This window comes from Kitasatospora sp. NBC_00070 (genome assembly GCF_045041205.1).
In the GTDB taxonomy this organism is placed as follows: Bacteria; Actinomycetota; Actinomycetes; order Streptomycetales; family Streptomycetaceae; genus Kitasatospora.
In genome coordinates this window covers 3,056,923-3,080,592 of sequence record NZ_CP108247.1, presented here as the reverse complement: position 1 = coordinate 3,080,592, position 23,670 = coordinate 3,056,923, and the positions used below count along the sequence as shown (strand labels likewise).

Below are 23,670 nucleotides of genomic sequence, written 5' to 3'. Positions count from 1 at the left end.
CAGATCGGCTTTTCCCAATACCTCCACCGGGTCCGGGGTTTGGGTGCCGTACCGGGGAGTTACGTCCCGGTACGGAGTGGTTCGTCCGATGCTGATCCGGGGTCAGTTCTGCTTGCGGGCCTTCTTCACCGAACCGACCACGCCCGCGACGAGCAGCAGCAGCCCGGCGGGCAGCAGCGAGCCGAACAGCGCCGTGAACAGCCCGGACCCGCCGAGCAGCATCATCGACACGGTGTTCAGCCCCCAGAGCGCCCCCGCCGCCGGCAGCGCCGAGCGCCACGGGTGCTCGCTCGCCCAGCGGTGCAGACGCCGGTCGGCGGTGTCCCGGCGGAGCTTGCCGCCGACCGTGCCGACCAGGAAGAAGAAGAACAGACCGAGCCCGACCGGCCCGGCCAGGATGTCCAACGACCAGTGGCCCGTCACCACGTCCACCCCGAGGGCGGCCCCGCCGACCAGCGCCCCGACCCCGGCCGCCGTCCGCCACGGCCCCAGGCTCGCCGAGGCGACCGCCAGCTGCCGGTTCTCACTACGCGACAAATCTCCGTGTGCCATACCTCCAAGGTGCTCCGCCGGCGGCCCGGAAGCCATAGGGGTAGCCCCGGAGTTTCCCCCTACGGGGTATCCGGTGCCGCCGGTCGGGGCAGGGTCAGCTGCGGTACTCGACGGTCAGGGTGGCGTTCGCGCCGCGCTGGAGGAAGAGGTAGGTGGTGCCGGTCAGGGCGTGGTCGAAGCCGAGGCGGAGTTGGACGGTGCCGCCCGGGGTGACGGCCGCGAGGCCGGCCGGGGTGAAGTCGGTCGAGACGCGGCTGCCGCCGGTGAAGGCGGGCAGGGTGGCCACGGTGGTGGCGTCGGCGGGTGCGGTGTAGTCGTCGGGGCCGGTGGTGCAGGCGGTGCCGAAGCAGCCGGTCCGGGCGTCGACCGTCAACCGGCCCTCGTTCCACGGGTTTCCGCTGCCGCTGCCGTACCGGACGGTGAGCCGGGCGGCGGTGACCACGGCTCCGGCGGGCAGGGTGGTGGTGTCGAAGGAGAGCACCGAACGGTTCTGCCTGCCGTCGGTGCCCCGGCCGACCGCGAGGCCGAGCGAGCCGGTGAGGGTGCCGACGGCGGGGGCGGAGCCGTCCGCGTCGGCCTTCACGTAGCCGTCCCGGGTGGTGTCGTCGGCCAGGGTCAGGGTGCCGGTGCCACCCGACGGGGACGGGGACGGGGACGGGGACGGGGACGGGGACGGGGACGGGGACGGGGACGGGGACGGGGACGGGGACGGGGACGGGGACGGGGACGGGGACGGGGACGGGGAGGGGGAGGGCGAGGGCGAGGGTGAACTGCCGTCCAGGCCCCAGAACTTGCCGATCCGGTAGGACGCGCAGATGTCGACGTCCAGCAGGTACGCCCCGGCGACCCCGCACTGCTCGGCACCGCTCCCCGGGTCGACCGGCTGGCCGTGTCCCATGCCGGTGAGTGAGTAGGTCTCGACCCTGGCCTGCCCGGCGGCGTCGGTGTACACGGCGTGCGGGTAGCCGTTGACGGTGTCGCTGACCGCCGGGGTCTGGCCGGTCCCGTTGGCGTCCGTCCACTGCTCCATCAGTTCGGTGAGGTTGGCGGACTTCACCACGTAGTCCGAACTCCCGTGCCAGATGGACACCTTGGGCCAGCGGCCGGTCCAGGCCGGGGCGGCACCACGGACCAGGTCGCCCCACTGCTGCGGGGTGAGGTTGCGGCCGGTGGTCATGCAGTCGACGCTGGCCTGGGTCTGGCTGGTGGCACACCGCGCGGGCAGCCCCGCGACCACGCCGCCGCCCGCGAACACGTCGGGGTAGTCGGCCAGTAGCGCGGCGGTCATCGCGCCGCCCGCCGACAGCCCGGTGACGTACACCCGGGCGGCGTCGGTGCCGAGGTCGGCCCTGGTCCGGTCGATCATCTGACGGATCGACAGGGCCTCGCCCTGGTCCCGGGAGAAGTCGCCGGACTGGTACCAGTTGAAGCAGGACGAGGAGTTGTTGGCGGACTGCTGCTGCGGCAGCACCAGAGCGAAGCCCCACTGCTCGGCCCACTTGGTCCAGCCGGTCTCGTCGTCGAAGGCGGCGGCGGACTGGGTGCAGCCGTGCAGCGCGACCACCAACGGGCGGCCGCTCGCCAGCCCGGTCGGGACGTAGCGGTACATCAGCAGGTTGCCCGGGTTCGAGCCGAAGCCGGTGACCTGGGTGAGCGTGGCGGCGGCGCGGGCCTGGCCGGGTTGCAGGCCGAGCAGCCCGGCCAGCACGGCGAGCAGGGTCAGCACGGCCCAGGCGGCTCTGGGGAGGGAACGGACGTGCATGGTGGCGGCTCCTGGGTGGGGGTGGAGGCCATGGGTGGGGTGCCGCGACGGTACGGCGGAGCGGAACCGGCCGGGCACGGTCCGGGCGGACACCGCCCGGTCGTCGGGGTGTCGGCCACGCACATTGCCCACACCGTGGAACGCCGCCCCGGCCCCGCCCGGCCTGGTGCGAGGATGGCCGCACACGTACGTAAGGAGCGGCCATGTCCGGACAGAAGATCGCCTTCCTCGGTACCGGCAAGATCGGCGAGGCGCTGCTCTCCGGCCTGCTGCGGGCGGGCACCGACCCCGGCGACGTGCTGGTCACCGCGCGCCGCCCGGAGCGGGCCGCCGAACTGGTCGAGCGGTACGGCGTCACGGTGGTGACCAACGCGGAGGCGGCCAAGCTGGCCGACACCCTGATCCTGGCGGTGAAGCCGCAGGACATGGGCACCCTGCTGGAGGAGCTCTCCCCGCACGTCAGCCCGGACCGGCTGGTGATCTCGGCCGCCGCCGGCGTGCCGACCCGCTGGTTCGAGGCCCGGCTCGCGGCCGGTACGCCGGTGGTCCGGGTGATGCCCAACACCCCGGTGCTGGTGGACGAGGGGATGAGCGTGATCTCCGGCGGCTCGCACGCCGAGGAGCGGCACCTGCTGCGGGCCGAGGAGATCTTCCGCTCGGTCGGCAAGGCGCTCCGGCTGCCGGAGTCCCAGCAGGACGCGGCCACCGCGCTGTCCGGTTCGGGACCGGCGTACTTCTACTTCCTGGTCGAGGCGATGACCGACGCGGGCATCCTGCTCGGCCTGCCCCGGCAGGTGGCGCACGACCTGATCGTGCAGTCGGCGATCGGTGCCTCGGTGATGCTGCGCGACTCGGGCGAGCACCCGGTCAAGCTGCGCGAGGCGGTCACCTCCCCGGCCGGCACCACCATCGCGGCCATCCGCGAGCTGGAGAACCACGGCGTGCGGGCCGCGCTGCTCGGCGCGCTGGAGGCGGCCAGGAACCGCTCGCAGGAGTTGGCCTCCGGCGGGAAGTGACCACCCCAGTAGGCTCGCCGGTGTGAGCTACGACTTGGTGATCTTCGACAACGACGGCGTGCTGGTGGACAGCGAGCCGATCTCCAACCGGGTGCTGGCCGAGTACCTGACCGAACTCGGGTACCCGACCACGATCGAGGACTCCTACCGGGACTACATGGGCTGCGCCGCGCACACCGTGCACGACGTGATCGGCGAGCGCCACGGGGCCACCCTGCCGCCGGGCTTCGACGAGCTGTTCCACGCCCGGGTGTTCGCCGCCTTCGAGCGTGAACTCACCGCCGTCCAGGGGGCGGAGGACCTGCTGAAGACCCTTCGGCAGCACGGCGTGCGGTACTGCCTGGCCTCCTCGGCGCACCACGAGTGGATCAGGACCGCGCTGGACCGCACCGGCCTGCGCGACCACCACGCCGAGCAGCGGATCTTCAGCGCCCAGGACGTCGGCATCGGCAAGCCCGCGCCCGACCTGTTCCTGCACGCGGCCCGCACCATGGGCGTCGAGCCCGCCCGCTGTCTGGTGCTCGAGGACAGCCGCAACGGCGTGCTCGCCGCCCGGGCGGCCGGGATGGACGTGTACGGCTACGCCGCGCTGACCGACCCCGCCAAGCTCACCGGCGCGGGGGCCACCGGGCTGATCACCTCCCTGGCCGAGGTACCGGCCCTGCTGGGCCTCCCCAGCTGACCGTCGGCCCTCCCGGCCCTCCCGGCCGCCCCGGGCAAAGATTCGGTTCGACCCCTCCCGCAAACACGATCGAACGCCTACGCTCACGGCTCAACATCTCCGTACCGGCCGGTAGCGCCGACAGTGAGCGAGGCCGAGCCATGCCCGAGCAGCAGGTGGACGCGCGGTTGCGCCGGTCGCGGGCGGCGGTGGCGGTGAGTTTCGTGCTCCAGGGCGTCACCTTCGCGCTGCTGGTGACCTGCATACCGGAGATCCAGCGCCGGTACGGGCTGAGCGACGGGCTGCTGCCGGTCTTCCTGGCGGCGGTGCCGATCCTGGCCGGGGTCGGGTCGGTGGCCTCCGAGTCGGTGGCCGGGCGGGTCGGGGCCAAGGTGGTGCTGCGGGTGGTGCAGCCCGCCGTGTGCGTCAGCCTGGCGCTGGTCGGCCTGGGCGACGAGCTGTGGCAACTCGCCATCACGCTGGGCCTGTTCGGCCTGCTGGTGGGCGGCCTGGACGCAAGCATGAACATGCTCGGGGTCGGCCTCCAGCGCCGGTACGGGCGGAGCATCATGCTCGGCTTCCACGCCGCGTTCAGCCTCGGCGGCATCCTCGGTGCCGCGCTGGCCGGGCTGGGGTCGCACTACGAGCTCGACCTGCCGGTGCTGTTCGGCGGTGCGGCCGCCCTGCTGATCCCGCTGGCGCTGCTGGTCGGCACCCGCTTCCCCGGCCCGGCCGAACTCGGCGACGCGGTCCGGGAGGCGGCCACCGCCGCGGCCGCCCGGATCCCCTGGCGCCCGCTGCTGCCGCTGTGCGCGGCGATGGCCTTCGCGTACATCGCCGACGCCTCGGTCTCCAACTACAGCGTCAAGTACCTGACCGACGTGCTGGGCAGCCCGGAGGACCTGGCCAAGCTCTCCTACCTCGGCTACATGGTGGCGATGCTGCTCGGCCGGGCGCTCGGCGACCGGGCGGTGGAGCGCTGGGGCGCGGTCCCGGTGGTGCGCGGCGGGGCGGCGCTGGCCGCGCTCGGCTTCGCGCTGGCGGCCGCCGCGCCGGGGGAGTGGGCCGGGGTGGCCGCGTTCACCGTGCTGGGCCTCGGCATCTGCGCGATCATCCCGCAGGTCTTCGCGGCGGGCGGCCGGCGCTACCCGGACGCCTCGGACGCGGCGGTGGCCCGGCTCAACCTGTTCAACTACGTCGGCTTCCTGCTCGGCTCACCGCTGGTCGGCGCGCTCGCCGAGGCGGGCTCGTTCCGACTGGCGCTGCTGGCCCCGATGGTGCTGATCCTGGCGATCCTCCCGCTGGCCCGGCACTTCGGCTAGGGGAGCGTCCGACGGCTCCCCGACCCGGCCGCCCGATAACGTGGGCCCCATGTCCGAGAACTGCAGCGGTCTGCACCTGTACTGGGACGAGGCCGTCACCTCGTACGACTTCGGGGCGGGGCACCCGATGGACCCGACCAGGCTGGCGCTCACCATGCGGTTGGTGGAGGCGTTCGGCCTGACCACCGCGCCCGGGGTGACCGTCCGGGCCGCGCCGGCGGCGGGGGACTCCACCCTGCGGCTGGTGCACACCGCCGGGTACCTGGAGGCGGTCCGCCGGATCGCCGCCGACCCGGAGCGCTGCGACCCCGCGCACGGCCTGGGCACCGCCGACAACTGGGCGTTCAAGGCCCAGCACACCGCCTCGGCGCTGATCGCCGGCCAGTCGGTGGCCGGGGCCGAGGCGGTCTGGCGCGGCGAGGAGGTCCGACACGCCGTCAACTTCGCGGGCGGGCTGCACCACGCGATGCCGGACCGGGCGGCCGGCTTCTGCGTCTACAACGACCCCGCGCTGGCGATCGCCCGGCTGCTGGAGCTCGGCGCCGAGCGGGTCGCGTACGTGGACGTGGACGTGCACCACGGCGACGGCGTGCAGGCGGCGTTCTGGAACGACCCCCGGGTGCTCACCGTCTCGATCCACGAGAGCCCGGCCACCCTCTTCCCGGAGACCGGCTGGGCCACCGAGACCGGTGGCCCGGACGCCCCCGGCACGGCCGCCAACCTGCCGCTGCCCGCCGGGACCGGCGACGCGGGCTGGCTGCGCGCCTTCCACGCCTTCGTCCCCGAGCTGCTCTCCGCCTTCCGGCCGCAGGTGATCGTCAGTCAGCACGGCGCCGACACCCACCTGGCCGACCCGCTGGCCCACCTGACGGTCAGTCTGGACGCCCAGCGGCTGGTCGCCGAGGCGATGCACGAGCTGGCCCACCACTACGCGGACGGCCGCTGGCTGGCCCTCGGCGGCGGCGGGTACGCGGTGGCCGACGTGGTCCCGGCGTCCTGGACCCAGCTGGTGGCGATCGCCGCCGGGCAGCCGATCGACCCGGGCACCGAGCTCCCGGCCGGGTGGCGGACCGAGGCCGAACGGCTGACCGGCCGGCCGGGCCCGGCCCGGATGACCGACGGCGTCGAGCCGCACTGGCGGGACTTCCACGACCACGGCTACGACCCCGGCGACCGGCTGGACCAGGCGATCCTGGCCGCCCGTCGCGCCGTCCTCCCGCACCACGGACTGCTGCCGTGAGCCGCCCCGCCCGCACCCGGGCCGAGCTGATCGCGCACCTGCTCCGGCACCGGCTGGCCGGCCCGGCCGTCCCGACGCCCCGGCAGAACAACCTGCGGCACTACCGGCTGTTCGGCCAGGCCGACCCGGTGGCGCTGATGGGCCTGGACCCGGAGCGCCGCTGGGGGACCGGCGCGGTGCTCGACCTGATGGCCGAACGGGTCGGCGTGCACCCCGACTTCGGGTACGCCCAGGGACCGGACACCATCGACCCCGAGCGCACCGTGGACGGCCTGGAACGCCTCGCCGAGCTGCTGGCGGCCACCGCAGGCCGCCGGGGCGCCGTGCTGGCCGGGACGGGGCACCCGGACAAGCTGGCGGGCTTCCACGGCGCACTCGCCGGGGCCCTGGGGCGCGCGGGCTGCGCCCTGCGCACGCCCGCGCTCGGCACCCGGTTCCGCGAGCCCACCCCGGCCGGACAGCGCGGCTGCGTGCTGGACGCGGTCGGCCCGGTCCTGGTGGTCCGCTCCACCGACGGCGCGGGCGAGCTGCTGCACACCCACTCGCCGGGGCCCGTCCGGCTGGCGCTGGCCGCGCTCACCGAGGCCGGCCACCCGCTGCCCGACCTGGTGCTGGGCGACCACGGCTGGCTCTGCGGGGCGGGCCGGCTCGGCATCCCGGCCGGTGGGCTCGCCGACTGCAACGACGTGGCGCCGTTCGTCGGCGAGGCCGAGGGCACCGTGGCGGTGGCCGTCCCGGTGGACGACGGTGCGCACCCGGACTGCTACAGAGCGCTGAGCGACTACGTACTGCAACGAGCGGATCTCGCACCGTACAAGGACTGAGCTTCTCCCTCTTCCCACTGGTACCACCCTTAACTACTCTGGGGATACACGTGTGCCGGTGGAGTCACCGAAGGGGAAGTCGGTGCCTTGCACACGGGTAAGGGTCGGGTGAGGGTCATGAGTTCCGGCGAACGCCCATTGCAGGAGGTCGTCTTCCTGACCGTGGCGGAGGTTGCCTCGGTCATGCGGGTGTCCAAGATGACGGTGTACCGCTTGGTGCACAGCGGAGAGCTGCCCGCGATCAGGGTCGGCCGCTCCTTCCGAGTCCCCGAGCAGGCCGTCCACGAGTACCTCAGGGAGTCCTACGTGCGCCTTGAGAGCGCGTAGAGCTGGGGCCTCTTCGGAGCACGATTACGGCTTCACCGCAGTGGCGGGTAGGCTAGGCCCTCCGTCAGTCGTATGGACTCCGTCTCTCACGGACGAGAGTCTCAGTGAGCGAGGGTAGTTCCGTGGGCTCTGTCATCAAGAAGCGTCGCAAGCGTATGGCCAAGAAGAAGCACCGCAAGCTTCTGAAGCGCACTCGCGTTCAGCGTCGTAACAAGAAGTAGGCACCCACGGCCGCGCCCTGCGCGCCAGGTGTACCGTCAGCGCCCGTCCCGGCTCAGGCCGGGGCGGGCGCTGTCGTTTGCCCGGATCGAAGCCCGGCGCGATACGGTGCGTGCAGGGCTTTCGAGAGGGGTGCGGCGCAGTGGGCAAGGTCGTGCTCGTCACCGGCGTGGCCCGGCACCTCGGGGCCAGGTTCGCCGCCCGGCTGGCCGGCCGGCCGGGGATCGACCGGGTGGTCGGGGTGGACAGCCGGGAGCCGTGGGGCGGGATGACCGCCGACGGCGTCGAGTACGTCCGGGTGGACCTGCGCCGGCCCGCCGTGGCCCGGGTGATCGCCGAGCACGACGTGGACACCGTGGTGCACCTGGACGTCAGCGCCGGGGTGCGGGGCGGCCGGGCCGCCGCCAAGGAGACCAACGTCATCGGCAGCATGCAGCTGCTCGGGGCCTGCCAGAAGGCACCCGGCCTGCGCCGACTGGTCGTCAAGTCCACCACCGCCGTCTACGGCTCCGCCCCGCGCGACCCGGCGGTGTTCGGCGAGCGGATGCCGCCCAAGGCCCTGCCGCGCAGCGGCTTCGGCCAGGACGCCACCGAGGTCGAGGGGTACGTCCGGGGCTTCGCCCGGCGCCGCCCCGACGTGGCGGTCACCGTGCTGCGGTTCGCCAACATCGTCGGTCCGGCCGGGGACACCCCGCTCTGCGACTACTTCGCGCTGCCGGTGCTGCCCACCGTGCTCGGCCGCGACCCCCGGCTGCAGTTCGTGCACGAGGACGACGCGGTCGCGCTGCTGCACCTGGCGGCCACCGAGCCCAGGCCCGGCACCTACAACGTGGCCGGGGACGGCGTGCTGCTGCTCTCCCAGTGCGCCCGCCGGCTGGGGCGCCCGACCGTCCCGCTGCTCGGGCCCGCGCTCGGCGTGGTGGCCGGCCTGGCCCGGCGGACCGGGCTGGCCGACATCTCCCCGGAGCAGATCCAACTGCTCAGCCACGGACGGGTGGTGGACACCACCCAGCTGCGCGAGGGCTTCGGCTGGAGCCCGACCATGACCACCTCCGAGGCGTTCGCCGACTTCGCCGCCGCGCAGACCGGCGGACTGCTGCCGCCCGAGCGGCTGGCCGCCGCCACCGACCGGCTGGCGGGGCTGCTGACCCGTCAGAACCCTCCGAGGAGCTGAGGCCGAGATGACCGCTGCGAGGGACGCCGCGCAGGCGAAGGTGATCCCGATCGAGTCCGCGCCGAGCTGGCAGCCGGAGCCGTCCGGGCCCGCCCTGGCGGACCGGATCGCCGACGCGGTCGGCGGCGCGCTGGCCGGTCCGCTCGGCTCGGCCGCCACCCGGGCGCTCGGCAAGGGCTGGGAGCAGCGGGCGGCCGGCGGCCTGTCCTTCCTGCGGCGCCGGATCACCGGCGACTACGAGGTGGACGAGTTCGGCTTCGACCGGGAGCTCACCGAGGAGGTGCTGCTCTCGATGCTCCGCCCGCTGGCGGAGAAGTACTTCCGGGTCGAGGTCCGGGGGATCGAGAACATCCCGGCCGAGGGCGGCGTGCTGATCGTCGCCAACCACTCCGGCACCGTCCCGCTGGACGCGCTGATGACCCAGATCGCGATCCACGACCACCACCCCCGGCGGCGGCACCTGCGGATGCTCGCGGCGGACCTGGTCTTCGTGCTGCCGGTGGTCGGCGAGCTGGCCCGGAAGGCCGGGCACACGCTGGCCTGCGGCGAGGACGCCGCCGCGCTGCTGGAGCGCGGTGAGGTGGTCGGGGTCTGGCCGGAGGGCTTCAAGGGGATCGGCAAGCCGTTCGCGGAGCGGTACAAGCTCCAGCGCTTCGGCCGGGGCGGCTTCGTGGCCTCGGCGCTGCGGGCCGGGGTGCCGATCGTGCCGTGCTCGATCGTCGGGGCCGAGGAGACCTACCCGATGATCGGCAACGCCCGGACGCTGGCCCGTGCGCTCGGGCTGCCGTACCTGCCGATCACGCCGACCTTCCCCTGGCTCGGGCCGCTCGGCGCGATCCCGCTGCCGACCAAGTGGACCATCCAGTTCGGCGAGCCGATCCCGACCGACAGCCACCCGCCGGAGGCGGCGGACGACCCGATGCTGGTCTTCGACCTCACCGACCAGGTCAGGGAGACCATCCAGCACACCCTGTACAAGCTGCTGGTGCAGCGGCGGTCGGTCTTCTTCTGAGCATGCGTCAGCGGTGGGCCGGAGCATCCTCCGGCCCACCGCTTCGGTGCGCTCAACCCAGCGAGATCTCCGGCAGCAGGCCCGGGATCAGCGCGGGGATGCGCAGCTCCTGGGTCGGCGGCTGGTCCTGGGCGGGGTCGCCCGCGGCCGGTGCGGGCGCCTCGGCGGCCCGCTCGGGCGTACCGGCGGCCGGGGAGGCCGCACCGCCACCGGTGACGCCCGGCAGCAGCTTGTCGAGCAGACCGGGGCTGGCCTTGCCGCTCGGCGGGGTGGCGCCCTGACCCGTACCGGGGTTGGGCCGGCCCGGGTCGGTGCGCGGGTGGTCCGCCGAGCCGGTGCCGGCACCGGCGGCCGGGGAGGCGCCGCCGGTGGAGGACTGCGGCGCGCCGCCGGGTGCGGCGGGCGCGCCGCCCTTGGCCGGCGGCGGGGCCAGCCGGAGCGGTGCGACGTCTTCGGTCATGTCGTCGAAGAGCTCGTTCACCTTGCTGGCCTGACCGGTGAGCTGGGCGGGCAGCCGGCCCTGGACGGTCGCCCAGCGCTCGTCCTCGCCGTCGGCGAAGCCGGCCAGCTTGCGCATCGGGGCGAGCGAACCGTTGCTCCGGTAGACCGAACGCAGCAGCTCCCGGCCCTTCACCGCCTCGGTGTGCATGTCGTCCAGGGCGCGGCGGACCTGCTCCACCGTGGCCGGGCTCAACGTGGTGCCGGTGTCCGCCCGGCCGAGCAGGCTCTGCGCCTCCTCCAGCCGGGTCGAGGCCTGGTCCAGCAGCAGGGCCCCGACCTCGGAGTCGGAACCGGCCCAGCTCAGCCGGAGGTCCTCGAGACCGCGCTTCATGCCGTAGAGGGTGTCCCCCGGAAGGGCGTTGGAACTGGCGGCGGCCGCACCGGCGAAACCGCCGACCGCGACGCCCGCCACCAGACCGCCGATCGCCAGCCGCCGCCCCCAGCGCAGCCGGGCCCCGGACCTGACCGCCCGGTGCCTGCGTTGCTGCGGCACCCGCGCGGCCGGGCTGCCCGTCCAGTCGCGCTCGAACGCGGCCATCAGCTGGGCGCGTTGGAGCGTCCTGGCTTCGGTGCTGAGCTCGGGCTCGGGCAGTGCGCCGAGGGCGTCCGCCATGGTCAGCAGCTCCGCCATCGCGGTGGAGCCGCCGGGCCGACTGCTGCCGGGTCTCCGGTCCCCCTGGTGGGGCTCTTCGTGGTGGGCCTCCAGCGCCTCGGCGAAGGCCCTCGCCCGCCGGTGCTCCAGCATGTTTGCCGTCACGGGCCACACCTCCCTTCGTCGTTGTGGACTCCCCGGCCTGCCGGACGGTTGCCTCGGCGGGCCAAAACCACTCCATCGGGTGAGCGTGGCCGATCCTGCTTGACCGACGGCCCGGCGGGGGCTTGCAAGTTGGCCAACGAGCAGGGCGGGGCGTCGGTTACGCACGGCCCCTCTTCCGCATTAAGCAGAGCATCTGACCGCTCGTTCACCCGACCGTGGAGACCAGGCAGTTGATATGACGCATCGTCAGCTATTGCGGTCACCGGGCGTCGGGTGGCAGCAGTCGGGCCAGCGTCCGCACCGCCCGGTACTGCAGGGTCTTGATGGCACCCTCGTTCTTGCCCATGATGCGGGCCGTCTCGGCCACCGAGAGCCCCTGCAGGAACCGGAGCGTGACGCACTCCTGCTGCTGCGGGTTGAGCCGTCGGACCGCGTCCAGCAGGGCGGCGTTGGAGAGCGACTCCAGCACCGAGTCCTCCGGGCTGCGCTCGCACTCGTTGGAGTCGAGCATCTCGCCGGTGGTGACCTCGAGCCGGAACCGGCTGGACTTGAAGTGGTCGGCCACCAGGTTGCGCGCGATGGTCACCAGCCAGGCGCCGAAGTCCCGGCCCTGCCAGGTGAAGGTACCGATCCGGCGCAGCGCGCGCAGGAAGGTCTCGCTGGTCAGGTCCTCGGCGGTGGCCCGCCCGCCGACCCGGTAGTAGATGTACCGGTAGACGGTGTCCGAGTAGTGGTCGTAGAGCCGGCCGAACGCCTCGCTCTCGCCGGCCTGGGCCCGCTCGACCAGCTCCATGATCGGGTTGTGCTCGGACTCGAGCCCGGGCGTGGGCGTGGTTCTGGCCCTGCTCCGGGAACCGGGGCCGGTGCCCGCGCCGACCCTGCTGCGGGTGCCGGTGCCGCCCGTGGTGGTGGAGGAGCGCAGGGCCACCCCGCCCGCCAACGGGACGCCGGCCAGGGCCGATTGGGGCACGTACAGCTCGAACTCGCGGATCGCGGACCGGAGTCGGTCGAGGTGTGTACCGCGGCGGAAGTTGGCGGGCGACGGGCGGGAGGAGGCAGGCGCGTCGTTCCGGACGGGTGGGTACACGGGACTCCCAGAGGCAGAACTGTGGACGGATCACCTCCGCCTGCGCGGAGAGCACACTCCGACTGACCCCTCGTCAACGGGGACGTGTGGGTGGCGTGCATCCAGGAGAGAATAACGCTTTGTGCAATGACAGCTACACCCTGTGGCCGAAGTGGTCGTTTGAGATCCGCTTGCCATGCATATGCGGCTGGAACTGACCGAACCTGGCGCCAGTCGCTCGGCTCAAAGTGATCGCCCGTGTGCACCGGGTGACAGTTTCCGGAGGTGACGGGCCCGATTCCCGGGTTCTGGCCCCGGCAACCCCCGACTTTCCCAAGTCTCCGAACGATCGCTTCCGGTCACGGTCGGACACGATCGGAGCGCCCGGATCCGGCGCGGGAGTTCGCCCTTAAGAGTGAGCCGCCACCGGCGCCGTGCTGACCGGTCGTCAGGCCGCCCGGTGCCGACGCCGGAGCGCCAACGCGGCGGCGGTCGCACCGGCCAGCACGCCCAGGCCGGCCGCGGTGGGCAGGCCGATCCTGGCCGCTTTGCGGCCGGTCCTGAAGTCCCGCACCCGCCAGCCGTTGGCCCGGGCGTGGCGCCGCAGCGCCGAGTCCGGGTTCACCACGTACGGGTGGCCCACCAGCGCCAGCATCGGGATGTCGTTGGCCGAGTCGCTGAACGCGGCGCACCGGCTCAACTCCAGCCGCTCCCGCCGGGCCAGCGCGGTGACCGCCGCCGCCTTCGCCTCGCCGTGCAGCAGCCCGCCGACCAGCCGGCCGGTGTAGACCCCGTCCACCGCCTCGGCCACCGTGCCGAGCGCGCCGGTCATGCCGAGCTGCCGGGCGATGATCCTGGCCACCTCCTGCGGGGCCGCGGTGACCAGCCAGACCCGCTGCCCGGCGTCCAGGTGCAGCTGCACCAGGGCCTGGGTGCCGGGCCAGATCTTCCGGGTGATCACGTCCTCGAAGATCTCCTCGCAGATCTCCTCCAGCTCGGCGGTCCGCTTGCCCGCCACCAGGCCGAGCGCCCGGTCCTTGGCGTCCGCCATGTGCGCCGGGTCCTCGGCGCCGTGCAGCCGGAACCACGCCTGCTGCCACGCGAACCTGACCATGTCGCGGCGGGTGAAGAACCTCCGCCGGTACAGGCCGATGCCCAGGTAGAAGATCGCCGCACCGCGCAGGATGGTGTTGTCACAGTCGAAGAACGCGGCGGCCCTCGGGTCGTCCGGGGTCGGCGTGTGGTCCTCCGCAGCGGCGGCGGCGGCCTCGCCGGCCAGGGCCGACTGCTCGCTGGGGGAGCGCCGTACGTGGGTGAGCCTTCTGAGGGCGACCATGGCCCCGAGCATAGCCAGCCCGTGTGACCGGCACTTGAACGCAGACGCAACCCCCAGGGGCTCGGGGCTCTGCTGTTGGCAGGTGCTCAGCCCGCTACGGAGTCAGGGGCTCGGGGAACTGCGACGCCGGCCTCGTACAAGGTGATCGTCGCGTAAGTGGTCAGGCACTTTCGTACGTGACCCCGGCGCCAGATCTCCTCGCAGTTCCCCGAGCCCCTGACCGTAGACGCCCGCGCGCCTGCCCAGAGTGCAGCCCCGAGTCCTTGGGCCAGAATGGGGCGGTGACCCCACTGTTGCGACGTGATGCCAGCAAGAAGCCCGCCGAGCGGACGGTGACCCTGATCGGGAAGCCCGGGTGCCATCTGTGCGACGACGCCCGGGCGGTGATCGTGCGGGTGACCGGGGAGCTGGGGAGCGGCTTCGAGGAGCGGGACATCACCCAGGACGAGGAGCTGTACCGGAAGTACTGGGAGCAGATCCCGGTGACGTTGATCGACGGCAAGCAGCACGATTTCTGGCGGGTCGACGAACGCCGGCTGCGCGCGGCGCTGGGCGCCTGACGCCACGGCAGCCCCTCCGATCGGCGGGGGTGCTTCGCCAAATCGTTGCCTGCAAAAATGAAGATCGGCTTAGGAAACGTCAATTCGTCGGCTTACGATCTAAAACGTTTCTGTCCGCCGGGGGCTGGATGACGGAGGAGAGCATTCATGCTTCCCGGCCGACAACTGCCGCCCGGCGCGGGCGGCTTCGCCGTCGTGGACGTCGAGGCCACCGGCCGCAGTCCGTGGCGGCACCGGGTGGTCGAGATCGCCGTGGTGCTGCTGGACGGCCAACTCCGGGCCGAGGGTGAGTTCTGCACCCTGATCGACCCGGTCGGGCCGGTCGGGCCGACCCATGTGCACCGGATCAGCCAGGCCGACGTGGTCGGTGCGCCGCGGTTCCGCGAGGTCGCCCCGACCCTGTTGGAGCTGCTGGCCGGGCGGGTGCTGGTCGGTCACCACGTCAGCTGCGACCAGGCGTTCCTGGAGCGCGAGTTCGCCCGGATCGGGGTCCCGTTGCCGTCGATACCGACGCTCTGCACGCTGCGCCTGGCCCGGGCCCACCTGGCCGGGGCGGGCGGGTACGGCCTGTCGGCCTGCGTCGAGGCGGCCGGGCTCGGCTGGTACCCGGCGCACACCGCGCTCGGCGACGCCCAGGCCACCGCAGACCTGCTCCGGTACGTCACCGGCGCGCGCCCGGACTGGTCCCCGCCGTTGTCCGAGGCCGCCGGGCTGCCCTGGCCCCGGCTGGGCCGGGCGTTGTCCCAGCGTCAGGCCGGTGCGCTGCCGCTGATCCGCCGCGAGGCGCCGTACGGCCCGTGGCCGCAGGGCGTCGAACCGCCAGGTCTGGTGCTCACTGCTCTGGGCGCGGAGCGATGAGTGGCGCACACTGTCGCACATCCGGCGTGATGCGCGTCACTGTGCCCGGACAAATCGGACACCATCTTTGTGCACACGTTCACAAACGCATAGCCTGGCTGCCAAAGCCCAGCTTCACCCACAGGAGCACCGTGGCAATCGGCCGATCCACCCAGAGCAGTTCGCAGACGCCCGAGCCGGGCGCCGCGCGCCGACCCTCGCGTGCCCGGGGCATCCCGGAGGCGACCGTCGCCCGCCTTCCCCTCTACCTGAGGGCACTCACCGCGCTGTCCGAGCGCTCGGTGCCCACCGTCTCATCCGAGGAACTGGCCACCGCAGCCGGGGTCAACTCGGCGAAGCTCCGCAAGGACTTCTCCTACCTCGGCTCGTACGGGACCCGTGGCGTCGGTTACGACGTGGAGTACCTGGTCTACCAGATCTCCCGCGAGCTGGGGCTGACCCAGGACTGGCCCGTGGTCATCGTCGGAATCGGTAACCTCGGCCACGCGCTCGCCAACTACGGCGGCTTCGCCTCCCGCGGTTTCCGGGTCGCCGCCCTGCTGGACGCCGACCCGACCGTGGTCGGCAACAGCGCCGCCGGTCTCCCGGTGCGGCACATGGACGAGTTGGAGGCGATCGTGGAGAGCCAGCACGTCTCCATCGGCGTCATCACCACCCCGCCCGGTGCCGCCCAGCAGGTCTGCGACCGGCTGGTCGAGGCCGGGGTGACCAGCATCCTGAACTTCGCCCCGACCGTGCTGACCGTCCCGGACGGCGTGGACGTGCGCAAGGTGGACCTCTCGATAGAGCTCCAGATCCTCGCCTTCCACGAGCAGCGCAAGGCCGGCGAGGAGGCCGGGCACGGTGACTCGGTGCTCGACCGCGCCCCGGGCCCGGTCCGGGCCGCCGCGGCCAAGCTCCGTCGGGCGGCCGGTGCCGCCAAGCCCGAGCCGGTCAAGGGCAAGCCCGCCAAGGGCACCGAGGGCGAGCGTTCCGCGGTGATGCCCGCGTGAGCCGCCAGCAGATCCGCAACCCCTGGGGGCGGGCATGAGCCTTCTCGTCGTCGGTCTGAGCCACCGCAGCGCGCCCGTCGGCCTGTTGGAACGCGCCGCGCTCACCGGTCAGGTGCCCACCCGGCTGCTGCACGACACCGCCGCCTCGCCGGCCGTCGGCGAGGCCGCCCTGGTCAACACCTGCAACCGGATCGAGCTGTACGCCGACGTGGACAAGTTCCACGCCGGGGTGGCCGAGCTCTCCCTGCTGCTCGCCCACCACAGCGGCGTGGACCTGGAGGAGCTCACCTCGCACCTCTACGTGCACTACGAGGACCGGGCCGTGCACCACCTCTTCTCGGTGGCCTGCGGGCTGGACTCGATGGTGGTCGGCGAGGGCCAGATCCTCGGGCAACTGCGCGACGCGCTGGCCCGCGCCCAGGAGGAGCACACCGCCGGGCGCGGTCTGAACGAGCTGTTCCAGCAGGCCCTGCGGGTCGGCAAGCGGGCGCACAGCGAGACCGGCATCGACAAGGCCGGCCAGTCCCTGGTCACCTTCGGCCTGGAGCAGGTCGCGGCCGGGGCCGGGGAGATCGCGGGCAAGCGCGCCCTGGTGGTCGGCGCCGGCTCGATGAGCTCGCTGGCCGCCGCCACCCTGGTCCGGGCCGGTGTCGGCGACCTGCTGATCGCCAACCGGACGGCCGAGCGGGCCGAGCGGCTGGCGGCCAACCTGGGCGCCCGTACGGTCGACTTCGGCAAGGTCCGCGAGACGCTCGCCGACGTGGACCTGGTGATCTCCTGCACCGGCGCGGCCGGTGTGGTGATCACCGCCGAGGACGTCGCCGCGGCGACCGCGACCAGGACGGCCGAAGCTCCGCTGGCCTTCCTCGACCTGGCGATGCCGCGCGACGTGGACCACGCGGTGCACGAGCTCGCCGGCGCACTGCTGGTCGACCTGGAGAGCCTCTCCCAGGCGCACGCCGCCACCCCCGGTGCCGGGGACGTGGACGCCGTGGTCGGGATCGTCGCGGACGAGGTGGACGCCTTCGGCGCCGCCCAGCGCGCCGCCCGGATCGCGCCCACCGTGGTGGCGCTCCGGCAGATGGCCTCCGAGGTGGTGCTGGGCGAGCTCGGCCGCCTCAACACCCGGCTGCCCGACCTGGACGAGCGCACCCGGGCCGAGGTCTCGCAGACCGTGAAGCGCGTGGTCGACAAGCTGCTGCACGCCCCGACCGTCCGGGTGAAGCAGCTCGCCGCCGAGCCCGGCGGGGCCGGATACGCCGACGCCCTCCGCGAGCTGTTCGACCTGGACCCGTCGGCAGTGCAGGCTGTGTCCGGCACACCGATCGGCGCACAGGCCAAGGCCGACCCCACCCACGCGGGGGGAAGCCCCCGATGAACCACCAGCCAGCCCACGAGCATGACCGGGACGATCACCTCATGAATGGTCAACAGAGCAGCAGCGACGGCCAGTCGCAGCCGCTGCGCCTCGGCACCCGCCGGAGCGCCCTTGCGATGGCCCAGTCGGGCATGGTCGCCCGCACGGTCGAGCGGGTCACCGGGCGCCCCGTCGAGCTGGTGGAGATCACCACCTACGGCGACACCTCCCGGGAGGCGCTGGCCCAGATCGGCGGCACCGGGGTCTTCGTCTCCGCGCTGCGCGACGCGCTGCTGGAGGGCCGGATCGACCTGGCCGTGCACTCGCTGAAGGACCTGCCCACCGCGGCCCCCGAGGGCCTGCTGCTGGCGGTCGTGCCCGAGCGCGAGGACAGCAGGGACGCGCTGATCGCCCGGGACGGCCTGAGCCTGACCGAGCTGGTCGAGAAGCTGGCCGGGCACACCGCCCGGATCGGCACCGGATCGCCGCGCCGGATGGCCCAGTTGAACGCCTGGGCGCGCGCCCGGGGCGTCGCCCTGGAGACCGTCCCGATCCGCGGCAACGTGGACACCCGGATCGGCTACGTGGGTTCGGGCGAGCTGGACGCGGTGGTGCTGGCCACCGCCGGGCTCAACCGGCTCGGCCGGAGCGCCGAGATCACCGAGCACCTCAGCCCCGAGCTGATGCTCCCGGCCCCCGGCCAGGGCGCCCTGGCCGTCGAGTGCGTGAGCCCCGAACTCGCGCTGGTGCTCGGCGAGTTGGACCACCTGCCGACCCGGGTGGCGGTGGCCGCCGAGCGCGCCCTGCTGGCCCGCCTGGAGGCCGGCTGCTCCGCACCGGTAGCCGCCCTCGCCACCTGGCAGGGCACCGAACTGCGGCTGGAGGGCGTGGTCGGCACCGTCGACGGCGTCACCCTGCTGAAGAAGACCGCCAACGGTCCGCTCGTCCTCGACGAGACCGCCGAGCGGCAGGCGGTGGCCCTCGGCCACGCGCTCGCCGAGCGGCTGCTCGACGCGGGAGCGGCCAACCTGATGGGGGAGCGAGCCCGATGAGCGCCGCCGCCAACCTCGCGCACACCCCGGCCGCTCCGGCCGGCCGCTGCACCTTCCTGGGTGCGGGCCCCGGTGACCCGGGCCTGCTCACCCTGCGGGCCGTGGACGTGCTGGCCTCCGCCGACGTGCTGATCGCCGACCCGCTCACCGCGGCCGCCGTGCGCACCCACTGCCCGGTCGGCGTCGTGGTGCACAGCACCGCCGGCGAGGACTGCCCGGACGTCGCGGCCGTGGTCGCCGAGGCCGTCCGGTCCGGCAAGCACGTGGTCCGCACCGTGGACGGCGACCCCGGCCTGGACGGCTGCGCCGCCGAGGAGATGCTCGGCTGCGCCCAGGCCGCGATCCCGTTCGAGGTGATCCCCGGGGTCGCCCAGTCGGTCGGCGTGCCGGCCTACGCCGGGGTGCCGCTGCGCGGCAGCCGCGGCGCGGACGTCCGGTTCGTGGACGGGGTCGGCCTGCTGGCGGGTCAGACCGTCGACCTCGGCGCGCCGGAGACCACCCTGGTGGTCCGCACCACGCTGGGTCAGCTGCCCGCCACCGCCGCCGCGCTGGTGGCCAACGGCCGCAAGCCGGAGTCGCCGCTGTCGGCCACGCTGTCCGGCACCACCACCCGGCAGCGCACCTTCACCGCCACCCTGACCACCATCGCGGCCGACCTGAAGGCGGCCCGGGTGCTGCCCTCGCCGGTCTCCGCCCCGGTCGACCCGGCCACCTCGGTGATAGCCGTGGTGGGCGAGCAGGTCGCCCACCGCTCCTCGCACTCGTGGTTCGAGACCAAGCCGCTGTTCGGCTGGAACGTCCTCGTCCCCCGGACCAAGGAGCAGGCGCACGGCCTCTCCGACCAGCTCCGCTCGTACGGCGCGGTGCCGCAGGAGGTGCCGACCATCGCGGTCGAGCCGCCGCGCACCCCGCAGCAGATGGAGCGCGCGATCAAGGGCCTGGTGACGGGCCGTTACGAGTGGATCGCCTTCACCTCGGTGAACGCGGTCCGCGCGGTCCGGGAGAAGTTCGAGGAGTACGGGCTCGACGCCCGCGCGTTCGCCGGGATCAAGGTCGCGGCGGTCGGCGAGACCACCGCCCAGGCCCTGGTCGACTTCGGCGTGAAGCCCGACCTGGTGCCCAGCGGTGAGCAGTCCGCCGCCGGTCTGCTGGAGGACTGGCCGCCGTACGACCCGGTCTTCGACCCGATCGACCGGGTGCTGCTGCCGCGCGCCGACATCGCCACCGAGACCCTGGTGGCCGGCCTGGTCGAACTCGGCTGGGAGGTGGACGACGTGACGGCGTACCGGACCGTCCGCGCCTCGCCGCCGCCGGCCGAGACCCGGGAGGCGATCAAGGGCGGCGGCTTCGACGCGGTGCTCTTCACCTCCTCCTCGACCGTCCGGAACCTGGTCGGCATCGCGGGCAAGCCGCACAACGTCACGATCATCGCCTGTATCGGCCCGGCCACCGCGAAGACCGCGGAGGAGCACGGCCTGCGGGTGGACGTGATGGCCCCGGCCCCCTCGGCCGCGGCGCTGGCGCAGGCCCTGGCCGACTTCGGTGCGGGTCGCCGGGACACCGCCACCGCGGCGGGCGAACCGGTCTACCGCCCCAGCGAGCGCCGCCCGGGCTCCCGCCGCAAGGCGCGCTAGCTCAGGCGGCACGGCAAGTTGCACCACCCATGGGCTCGGGGAACGGCGACGGTTCGTGGTCGGCGGGTATCACTGCGAAGGTGCCCGACCACCTACGTGACGATCACCTTGTCCGAGGCCGGCGTCGCAGTTCCCCGAGCCCCTGTCTTCCGAACCGTGTGCCGAGGAGAGAAGCCGTGTCCGCTCAGTTCCCGTCCGTTCGTCCGCGTCGACTGCGCTCCACCCCGGCGATGCGTCGGCTGGTCGCCGAGACCAGGTTGCATCCGGCCGAGTTGATCCTGCCCGCGTTCGTGCGGGAGGGGATCAGCGAGCCGCGGCCGATCGGGTCGATGCCGGGGGTCGTCCAGCACACCAGGGACACCCTGCGCCGGGCCGCCGCGGAGGCGGTCGAGGCGGGGGTGGGCGGCATCATGCTGTTCGGCGTGCCCGAGGTGCAGGACGCGGTCGGCAGTGAGGGCACCAACCCGGACGGGATCCTGCAGCAGGCGATCCGGGACGTGGTCTCCGAGGTCGGCGACCAGCTGGTGGTGATGTCCGACCTCTGTCTGGACGAGTACACCGACCACGGGCACTGCGGGGTGCTGGCGGAGGACGGCAGCGTGGACAACGACGCCACCCTCGTCCGGTACGCGGAGATGGCGCTGGTCCAGGCCGAGGCGGGGGTCCACCTGGTCGGTCCGTCCGGGATGATGGACGGTCAGGTCGGCGTGGTCCGTGCCGCGCTGGACGAGGCCGGGTACCAGGACGTCGGCGTCCTGGCCTACACCGCCAAGTACGCCTCGGCCTTCTTCGGGCCGTTCCGGGAGGCGGTCGGCTCCTCGCTCAAGGGGGACCGGAAGGCGTACCAGCAGGACCCGGCGAACGCCCGCGAGTCGCTCCGCGAGCTGGAGCAGGACCTCGCCGAGGGCGCCGACCTGGTGATGGTCAAGCCGGCCATGGCCTACCTGGACGTGCTGCGGCAGATCGCCGACGCCTCGCCGGTGCCGGTGGCGGCCTACCAGGTGTCGGGCGAGTACTCGATGATCGAGGCCGCCGCCGCGAACGGCTGGGTGGACCGGGAGCGGCTGATCCTGGAGACGCTCACCTCGATCCGCCGGGCCGGCGCCGGGCAGATCCTCACCTACTGGGCCACCGAGGCGGCGCGGCTGCTGCGCTGAGCCGCCGGGGCACGCGGAAGGGGTGTGGGGAACCAGGTTCCCCACACCCCTTCCTGCCGACCTGAGGTCAGTCGATCGTGGCGCCACCCTCGACGCCGCCGGCCGCCCAGTCGTCGCCCGCCACGAACCACTCGTGGAAGCAGGCCTCGATGTGGCTGGTCTCGGCGTGGCCCCAGGCCTCGGCGGCCAGGAAGGGCTCGTCGGCGGTGGCGGCGAACTGGGCGCCACCGCCCGCGCTGACGTGGGCGTAGGCGGGGGCCGAGATGCCGGCCAGGGCCAGGGTGGCAACCGCGGTGATCGCGGCCTTGCCCAGGATGCTCTTCATCAGTGTTCCTCTCTGCGTGACAGCAGTGTGACTACACGTGACCACAGATCGGGCGGCCCGCCGCGCAGCACGCGCCGCAAGATCGACGGGCCACCCGAAAGCAGCAGAAAACCGCCGGGCCCGAGGGGAGTTGCTCCCCCTCGGGCCCGGCGGCCGGTGCGTCGGCTGGATCAGCCGATCAGGTGGGAGACGCCACCGTCGCCGCTGCCCAGGGTGTTCTGGCCGACGTTGCAGATCTGCTTCGGCTCGTTGTTGAGAACGTCCGCCTCGATCGGCACCGCGACACCGATGACCGCGACCGCGATGTTGTGCACCTCGGGGAGGCACACGTTCGGGTTGTCGAGGGTGTGGAAGTTGTTGCTGTGGTCACCGTGGGTGCCGGTGGCGTTGGTGCCGCCGTTGCCCGAGATGGAGGTGGCGGCACCGTCGGAGTCGCCGATCGCCATGGCGGGAGCGGCGGTCATGGCCAGACCAGCGGTGGCAACGCCCACGGCGGCGAGAGCCTTCTTGATCATTGTTCTGTTCCTTTTCGGATCTGATGGGAGAGATGGAGCAGGGTGGATCAGTCGGCCCTTACGGGCCAAGCCGGCGAGAGGGTCAGCCGACCAGGTGGGAGACGCCGCCGTCACCGCTGCCGAGCGTGCCCTCGCCGACCACACAGGTCTGCTTGGGCTGGTTGCTCAGAGCCGCGACCTCGACCGGCACCGCGACACCGAGGACGCCCACGCCGATGTTGTGCACCTCGGGCAGGCAGATGTTGGGGTTGTCGAGCACGTGGTAGTTCGGGCTGTGGTTGCCCCAGGTACCCGTGGCATTGGTCCCGCCGTTGCCCTGGATGGAGCCGGCCGCACCGTCCGCGTTGCCGATCGCGGAGGCCGGAGCGGCGGTGGCGGCCAGGGCGGCAGCGGCCAGGCCGACAGCCGCGAAAGTCTTCTGGAGCATGGTGGAGATACCTCTCTGGATGAATCACATCGGTTGCCGGCCTGTCCGGGGGGATTACCTCCGACACCGTCCTGGCTGCGACATTTAGATCAAAGAATGACGGGCGCGAAGGTTACGCGGAATCTTCGGAAATCGGTGACGGATCGCCAAAGTCCTGGCTGTGCAGTCGGATTATTAGGCCATACCGGTCAACCCGTGCTATCCCGAGCCCCGCTGACTCGTTTAGGCAGATTGCTTTCGGCCGCGCGGCGGCCGCTACCGATGCTCCACAGACAGAACGGTGAACAGCATGAAGCTCTCCAAGCGGGCGACCGGCGCGTTGCTGCTGGCGGTCGGGTCCGGCGTACTCGCGGGCCAGGCGGCCGCGGCGGCCGCACCCGCCGGCACCCCGGTGACGCCCGGCCAGGTCGCCTCCATCGAGGAGGAGTGGGGCACCGAGGAGGTCCCGTTCACCATCCCGCTGGAGACCGTCAGTGAGCACCTGCCGCTGCTGCCCAAGGGCGGTCAGGTGTCCGGCGGGGTGCCGACCTCGCTGCTGATGCCGCCGGTGCCGGACGCCAAGCCGGGTGCGCAGCTGATCCCGGACCGGGTGGTGCCGGGTGTCGAGGTCGGCAAGGTCGGGCCCCGGCTGCAGGCCGCGCTGCCGCTGCCCACGGCCGACCACAGCACCGAACTGGGCGACCTGGCGCTGGACGCCCCGGCCGCCCCGCTGAATGCGCAGGGCCCGGGCCTGACCCTCGGTCAGCCGTTCTCGGTGGTCGAGGGCGGCACCGGTTCGGCCGCCGACGACGTGCTGACCGCCGGTGAGCTGGACCCGCAGCTGATCACCGCGCCGGTGCAGGCGATCCCGGGCGCCAAGGCGAGCCTGGGCAAGGGCGGCGAGAAGATCGCGGTGACCGACTCGCTGGCCGACCTGACCTCGACCACCACTGGCACCATGCGCGAGGTGCTGGACCAGTCCTGACGCACCGTAGGGAAGAGCCCGGCATCCACCCTCGGGGAGGTGCCGGGCTCCGCTGTGTGC

Annotated in this window: 25 protein-coding genes and 1 pseudogene; 18 read left to right on the top strand and 8 right to left on the bottom strand. The window is 73.0% G+C overall.

Going from position 1 to position 23,670, the window contains the following annotated elements; all coding sequences use genetic code 11:
* Positions 1 to 102: 102 nt before the first annotated feature.
* Positions 103 to 537: a hypothetical protein gene (locus tag OHV05_RS14175; protein WP_405017962.1), complete on the bottom strand. Its 435-nt coding sequence runs from the start codon at positions 535 to 537 to the stop codon at positions 103 to 105.
* A 611-nt stretch (positions 538 to 1,148) separates the two neighbouring features.
* On the opposite strand from OHV05_RS14175, the gene OHV05_RS14170 reads away from it, so the two are divergent.
* Positions 1,149 to 1,358, top strand: a complete 210-nt coding sequence (locus OHV05_RS14170) for a hypothetical protein (RefSeq protein ID WP_405021461.1) — start codon at positions 1,149 to 1,151, stop codon at positions 1,356 to 1,358.
* Positions 1,359 to 1,528: 170 nt separating this feature from the next.
* Here OHV05_RS14170 and OHV05_RS14165 read toward each other — a convergent pair.
* Positions 1,529 to 2,161, bottom strand: a pseudogene (locus OHV05_RS14165) (PHB depolymerase family esterase); the annotation flags it as partial.
* A gap of 356 nt (positions 2,162 to 2,517) precedes the next feature.
* Between OHV05_RS14165 and proC the strand changes: the two are divergent.
* The 9 genes from proC (at position 2,518) to OHV05_RS14120 (ending at position 10,109) form a co-directional block, all read left to right on the top strand.
* Positions 2,518 to 3,330, top strand: a complete 813-nt coding sequence (proC, locus tag OHV05_RS14160) for a pyrroline-5-carboxylate reductase (protein ID WP_403040945.1) — start codon at positions 2,518 to 2,520, stop codon at positions 3,328 to 3,330.
* A gap of 22 nt (positions 3,331 to 3,352) precedes the next feature.
* A complete protein-coding gene (locus OHV05_RS14155) occupies positions 3,353 to 4,012 on the top strand; it encodes an HAD family hydrolase (protein WP_405017961.1) in 660 nt (219 codons plus the stop codon).
* Positions 4,013 to 4,152: 140 nt separating this feature from the next.
* Positions 4,153 to 5,313, top strand: coding sequence for an MFS transporter (locus OHV05_RS14150; protein ID WP_405017960.1), 1,161 nt, complete (start codon positions 4,153 to 4,155; stop codon positions 5,311 to 5,313).
* A 49-nt stretch (positions 5,314 to 5,362) separates the two neighbouring features.
* Positions 5,363 to 6,553: an acetoin utilization protein AcuC gene (locus tag OHV05_RS14145; RefSeq protein WP_405017959.1), complete on the top strand. Its 1,191-nt coding sequence runs from the start codon at positions 5,363 to 5,365 to the stop codon at positions 6,551 to 6,553.
* Positions 6,550 to 7,377 carry a phosphatase gene (locus OHV05_RS14140; protein ID WP_405017958.1) on the top strand — a complete coding sequence of 276 codons (828 nt, stop codon included), beginning with the start codon at positions 6,550 to 6,552 and terminating at the stop codon, positions 7,375 to 7,377. The genes OHV05_RS14145 and OHV05_RS14140 overlap by 4 nt, the downstream gene beginning before the upstream one ends.
* Before the next feature lie 117 nt (positions 7,378 to 7,494).
* A complete protein-coding gene (locus tag OHV05_RS14135; protein WP_057231645.1) occupies positions 7,495 to 7,704 on the top strand; it encodes a helix-turn-helix domain-containing protein in 210 nt (69 codons plus the stop codon).
* Between the two features lie 122 nt (positions 7,705 to 7,826).
* On the top strand, positions 7,827 to 7,925 hold the full coding sequence (locus OHV05_RS14130) for a 30S ribosomal protein bS22 (protein WP_003948845.1): 99 nt from the start codon (positions 7,827 to 7,829) through the stop codon (positions 7,923 to 7,925).
* 140 nt (positions 7,926 to 8,065) lie between these two features.
* The gene (locus tag OHV05_RS14125) at positions 8,066 to 9,097 is read left to right on the top strand and encodes an NAD-dependent epimerase/dehydratase family protein (protein WP_405017957.1); all 1,032 of its coding nucleotides are present in this window, start codon (positions 8,066 to 8,068) and stop codon (positions 9,095 to 9,097) included.
* Positions 9,098 to 9,104: 7 nt separating this feature from the next.
* Positions 9,105 to 10,109 carry a lysophospholipid acyltransferase family protein gene (locus tag OHV05_RS14120; protein WP_405017956.1) on the top strand — a complete coding sequence of 335 codons (1,005 nt, stop codon included), beginning with the start codon at positions 9,105 to 9,107 and terminating at the stop codon, positions 10,107 to 10,109.
* Positions 10,110 to 10,161: 52 nt separating this feature from the next.
* Here the strand turns inward: OHV05_RS14120 and OHV05_RS14115 are convergent, their stop codons facing one another.
* The 3 genes from OHV05_RS14115 to OHV05_RS14105 form a co-directional block, all read right to left on the bottom strand.
* A complete protein-coding gene (locus tag OHV05_RS14115; RefSeq protein ID WP_405017955.1) occupies positions 10,162 to 11,367 on the bottom strand; it encodes a DUF5667 domain-containing protein in 1,206 nt (401 codons plus the stop codon).
* A 259-nt stretch (positions 11,368 to 11,626) separates the two neighbouring features.
* Positions 11,627 to 12,454, bottom strand: coding sequence for an ECF subfamily RNA polymerase sigma factor, BldN family (locus tag OHV05_RS14110; RefSeq protein ID WP_405017954.1), 828 nt, complete (start codon positions 12,452 to 12,454; stop codon positions 11,627 to 11,629).
* A 427-nt stretch (positions 12,455 to 12,881) separates the two neighbouring features.
* Positions 12,882 to 13,769, bottom strand: a complete 888-nt coding sequence (locus tag OHV05_RS14105) for an HAD family hydrolase (RefSeq protein ID WP_405017953.1) — start codon at positions 13,767 to 13,769, stop codon at positions 12,882 to 12,884.
* A 281-nt stretch (positions 13,770 to 14,050) separates the two neighbouring features.
* Here OHV05_RS14105 and OHV05_RS14100 point away from each other — a divergent pair, with 281 nt between their 5' ends.
* From OHV05_RS14100 to hemB, 7 genes are all read left to right on the top strand, one after another.
* Positions 14,051 to 14,329, top strand: coding sequence for a glutaredoxin family protein (locus OHV05_RS14100; RefSeq protein ID WP_405017952.1), 279 nt, complete (start codon positions 14,051 to 14,053; stop codon positions 14,327 to 14,329).
* Positions 14,330 to 14,476: 147 nt separating this feature from the next.
* Positions 14,477 to 15,187, top strand: a complete 711-nt coding sequence (locus tag OHV05_RS14095) for an exonuclease domain-containing protein (RefSeq protein ID WP_405017951.1) — start codon at positions 14,477 to 14,479, stop codon at positions 15,185 to 15,187.
* A 131-nt stretch (positions 15,188 to 15,318) separates the two neighbouring features.
* On the top strand, positions 15,319 to 16,179 hold the full coding sequence (locus OHV05_RS14090) for a redox-sensing transcriptional repressor Rex (RefSeq protein WP_403040933.1): 861 nt from the start codon (positions 15,319 to 15,321) through the stop codon (positions 16,177 to 16,179).
* A gap of 34 nt (positions 16,180 to 16,213) precedes the next feature.
* The gene (locus tag OHV05_RS14085) at positions 16,214 to 17,557 is read left to right on the top strand and encodes a glutamyl-tRNA reductase (RefSeq protein WP_405017950.1); all 1,344 of its coding nucleotides are present in this window, start codon (positions 16,214 to 16,216) and stop codon (positions 17,555 to 17,557) included.
* 41 nt (positions 17,558 to 17,598) lie between these two features.
* Complete coding sequence (hemC, locus tag OHV05_RS14080; RefSeq protein ID WP_405017949.1) at positions 17,599 to 18,588, top strand: hydroxymethylbilane synthase; 990 nt, start codon at positions 17,599 to 17,601, stop codon at positions 18,586 to 18,588.
* Entirely contained in the window at positions 18,585 to 20,222 is a 1,638-nt protein-coding gene (locus tag OHV05_RS14075; protein ID WP_405017948.1) for a uroporphyrinogen-III synthase, read from the top strand. Before hemC ends, OHV05_RS14075 begins: the two co-directional genes overlap by 4 nt.
* 176 nt (positions 20,223 to 20,398) lie before the next feature.
* Complete coding sequence (gene hemB / locus OHV05_RS14070) at positions 20,399 to 21,379, top strand: porphobilinogen synthase (protein WP_405017947.1); 981 nt, start codon at positions 20,399 to 20,401, stop codon at positions 21,377 to 21,379.
* A gap of 67 nt (positions 21,380 to 21,446) precedes the next feature.
* Here the strand turns inward: hemB and OHV05_RS14065 are convergent, their stop codons facing one another.
* The 3 genes from OHV05_RS14065 to OHV05_RS14055 form a co-directional block, all read right to left on the bottom strand.
* On the bottom strand, positions 21,447 to 21,704 hold the full coding sequence (locus tag OHV05_RS14065) for a hypothetical protein (RefSeq protein ID WP_405017946.1): 258 nt from the start codon (positions 21,702 to 21,704) through the stop codon (positions 21,447 to 21,449).
* A gap of 170 nt (positions 21,705 to 21,874) precedes the next feature.
* Positions 21,875 to 22,219, bottom strand: a complete 345-nt coding sequence (locus OHV05_RS14060; protein WP_057231626.1) for a hypothetical protein — start codon at positions 22,217 to 22,219, stop codon at positions 21,875 to 21,877.
* 82 nt (positions 22,220 to 22,301) lie between these two features.
* Positions 22,302 to 22,646: a hypothetical protein gene (locus tag OHV05_RS14055; protein WP_057231624.1), complete on the bottom strand. Its 345-nt coding sequence runs from the start codon at positions 22,644 to 22,646 to the stop codon at positions 22,302 to 22,304.
* Positions 22,647 to 22,935: 289 nt separating this feature from the next.
* On the opposite strand from OHV05_RS14055, the gene OHV05_RS14050 reads away from it, so the two are divergent.
* Positions 22,936 to 23,610: a hypothetical protein gene (locus OHV05_RS14050; protein ID WP_403040927.1), complete on the top strand. Its 675-nt coding sequence runs from the start codon at positions 22,936 to 22,938 to the stop codon at positions 23,608 to 23,610.
* Positions 23,611 to 23,670 lie beyond the last annotated feature (60 nt).

Excerpts from the sequence above, each read along its gene's own strand:
- OHV05_RS14050 (WP_403040927.1), top strand. The coding sequence starts at position 22,936 with ATGAAGCTCTCCAAGCGGGCGACCGGCGCGTTGCTGCTGGCGGTCGGG.
- OHV05_RS14145 (WP_405017959.1), top strand. The coding sequence starts at position 5,363 with ATGTCCGAGAACTGCAGCGGTCTGCACCTGTACTGGGACGAGGCCGTC.
- OHV05_RS14065 (WP_405017946.1), bottom strand. The coding sequence starts at position 21,704 with ATGAAGAGCATCCTGGGCAAGGCCGCGATCACCGCGGTTGCCACCCTG.
- OHV05_RS14135 (WP_057231645.1), top strand. The coding sequence starts at position 7,495 with ATGAGTTCCGGCGAACGCCCATTGCAGGAGGTCGTCTTCCTGACCGTG.
- OHV05_RS14095 (WP_405017951.1), top strand. The coding sequence starts at position 14,477 with ATGCTTCCCGGCCGACAACTGCCGCCCGGCGCGGGCGGCTTCGCCGTC.
- OHV05_RS14055 (WP_057231624.1), bottom strand. The coding sequence starts at position 22,646 with ATGCTCCAGAAGACTTTCGCGGCTGTCGGCCTGGCCGCTGCCGCCCTG.
- hemC (WP_405017949.1), top strand. The coding sequence starts at position 17,599 with ATGAATGGTCAACAGAGCAGCAGCGACGGCCAGTCGCAGCCGCTGCGC.
- OHV05_RS14120 (WP_405017956.1), top strand. The coding sequence starts at position 9,105 with ATGACCGCTGCGAGGGACGCCGCGCAGGCGAAGGTGATCCCGATCGAG.
- OHV05_RS14075 (WP_405017948.1), top strand. The coding sequence starts at position 18,585 with ATGAGCGCCGCCGCCAACCTCGCGCACACCCCGGCCGCTCCGGCCGGC.
- OHV05_RS14150 (WP_405017960.1), top strand. The coding sequence starts at position 4,153 with ATGCCCGAGCAGCAGGTGGACGCGCGGTTGCGCCGGTCGCGGGCGGCG.
- OHV05_RS14060 (WP_057231626.1), bottom strand. The coding sequence starts at position 22,219 with ATGATCAAGAAGGCTCTCGCCGCCGTGGGCGTTGCCACCGCTGGTCTG.
- OHV05_RS14085 (WP_405017950.1), top strand. The coding sequence starts at position 16,214 with ATGAGCCTTCTCGTCGTCGGTCTGAGCCACCGCAGCGCGCCCGTCGGC.
- OHV05_RS14105 (WP_405017953.1), bottom strand. The coding sequence starts at position 13,769 with ATGGTCGCCCTCAGAAGGCTCACCCACGTACGGCGCTCCCCCAGCGAG.
- proC (WP_403040945.1), top strand. The coding sequence starts at position 2,518 with ATGTCCGGACAGAAGATCGCCTTCCTCGGTACCGGCAAGATCGGCGAG.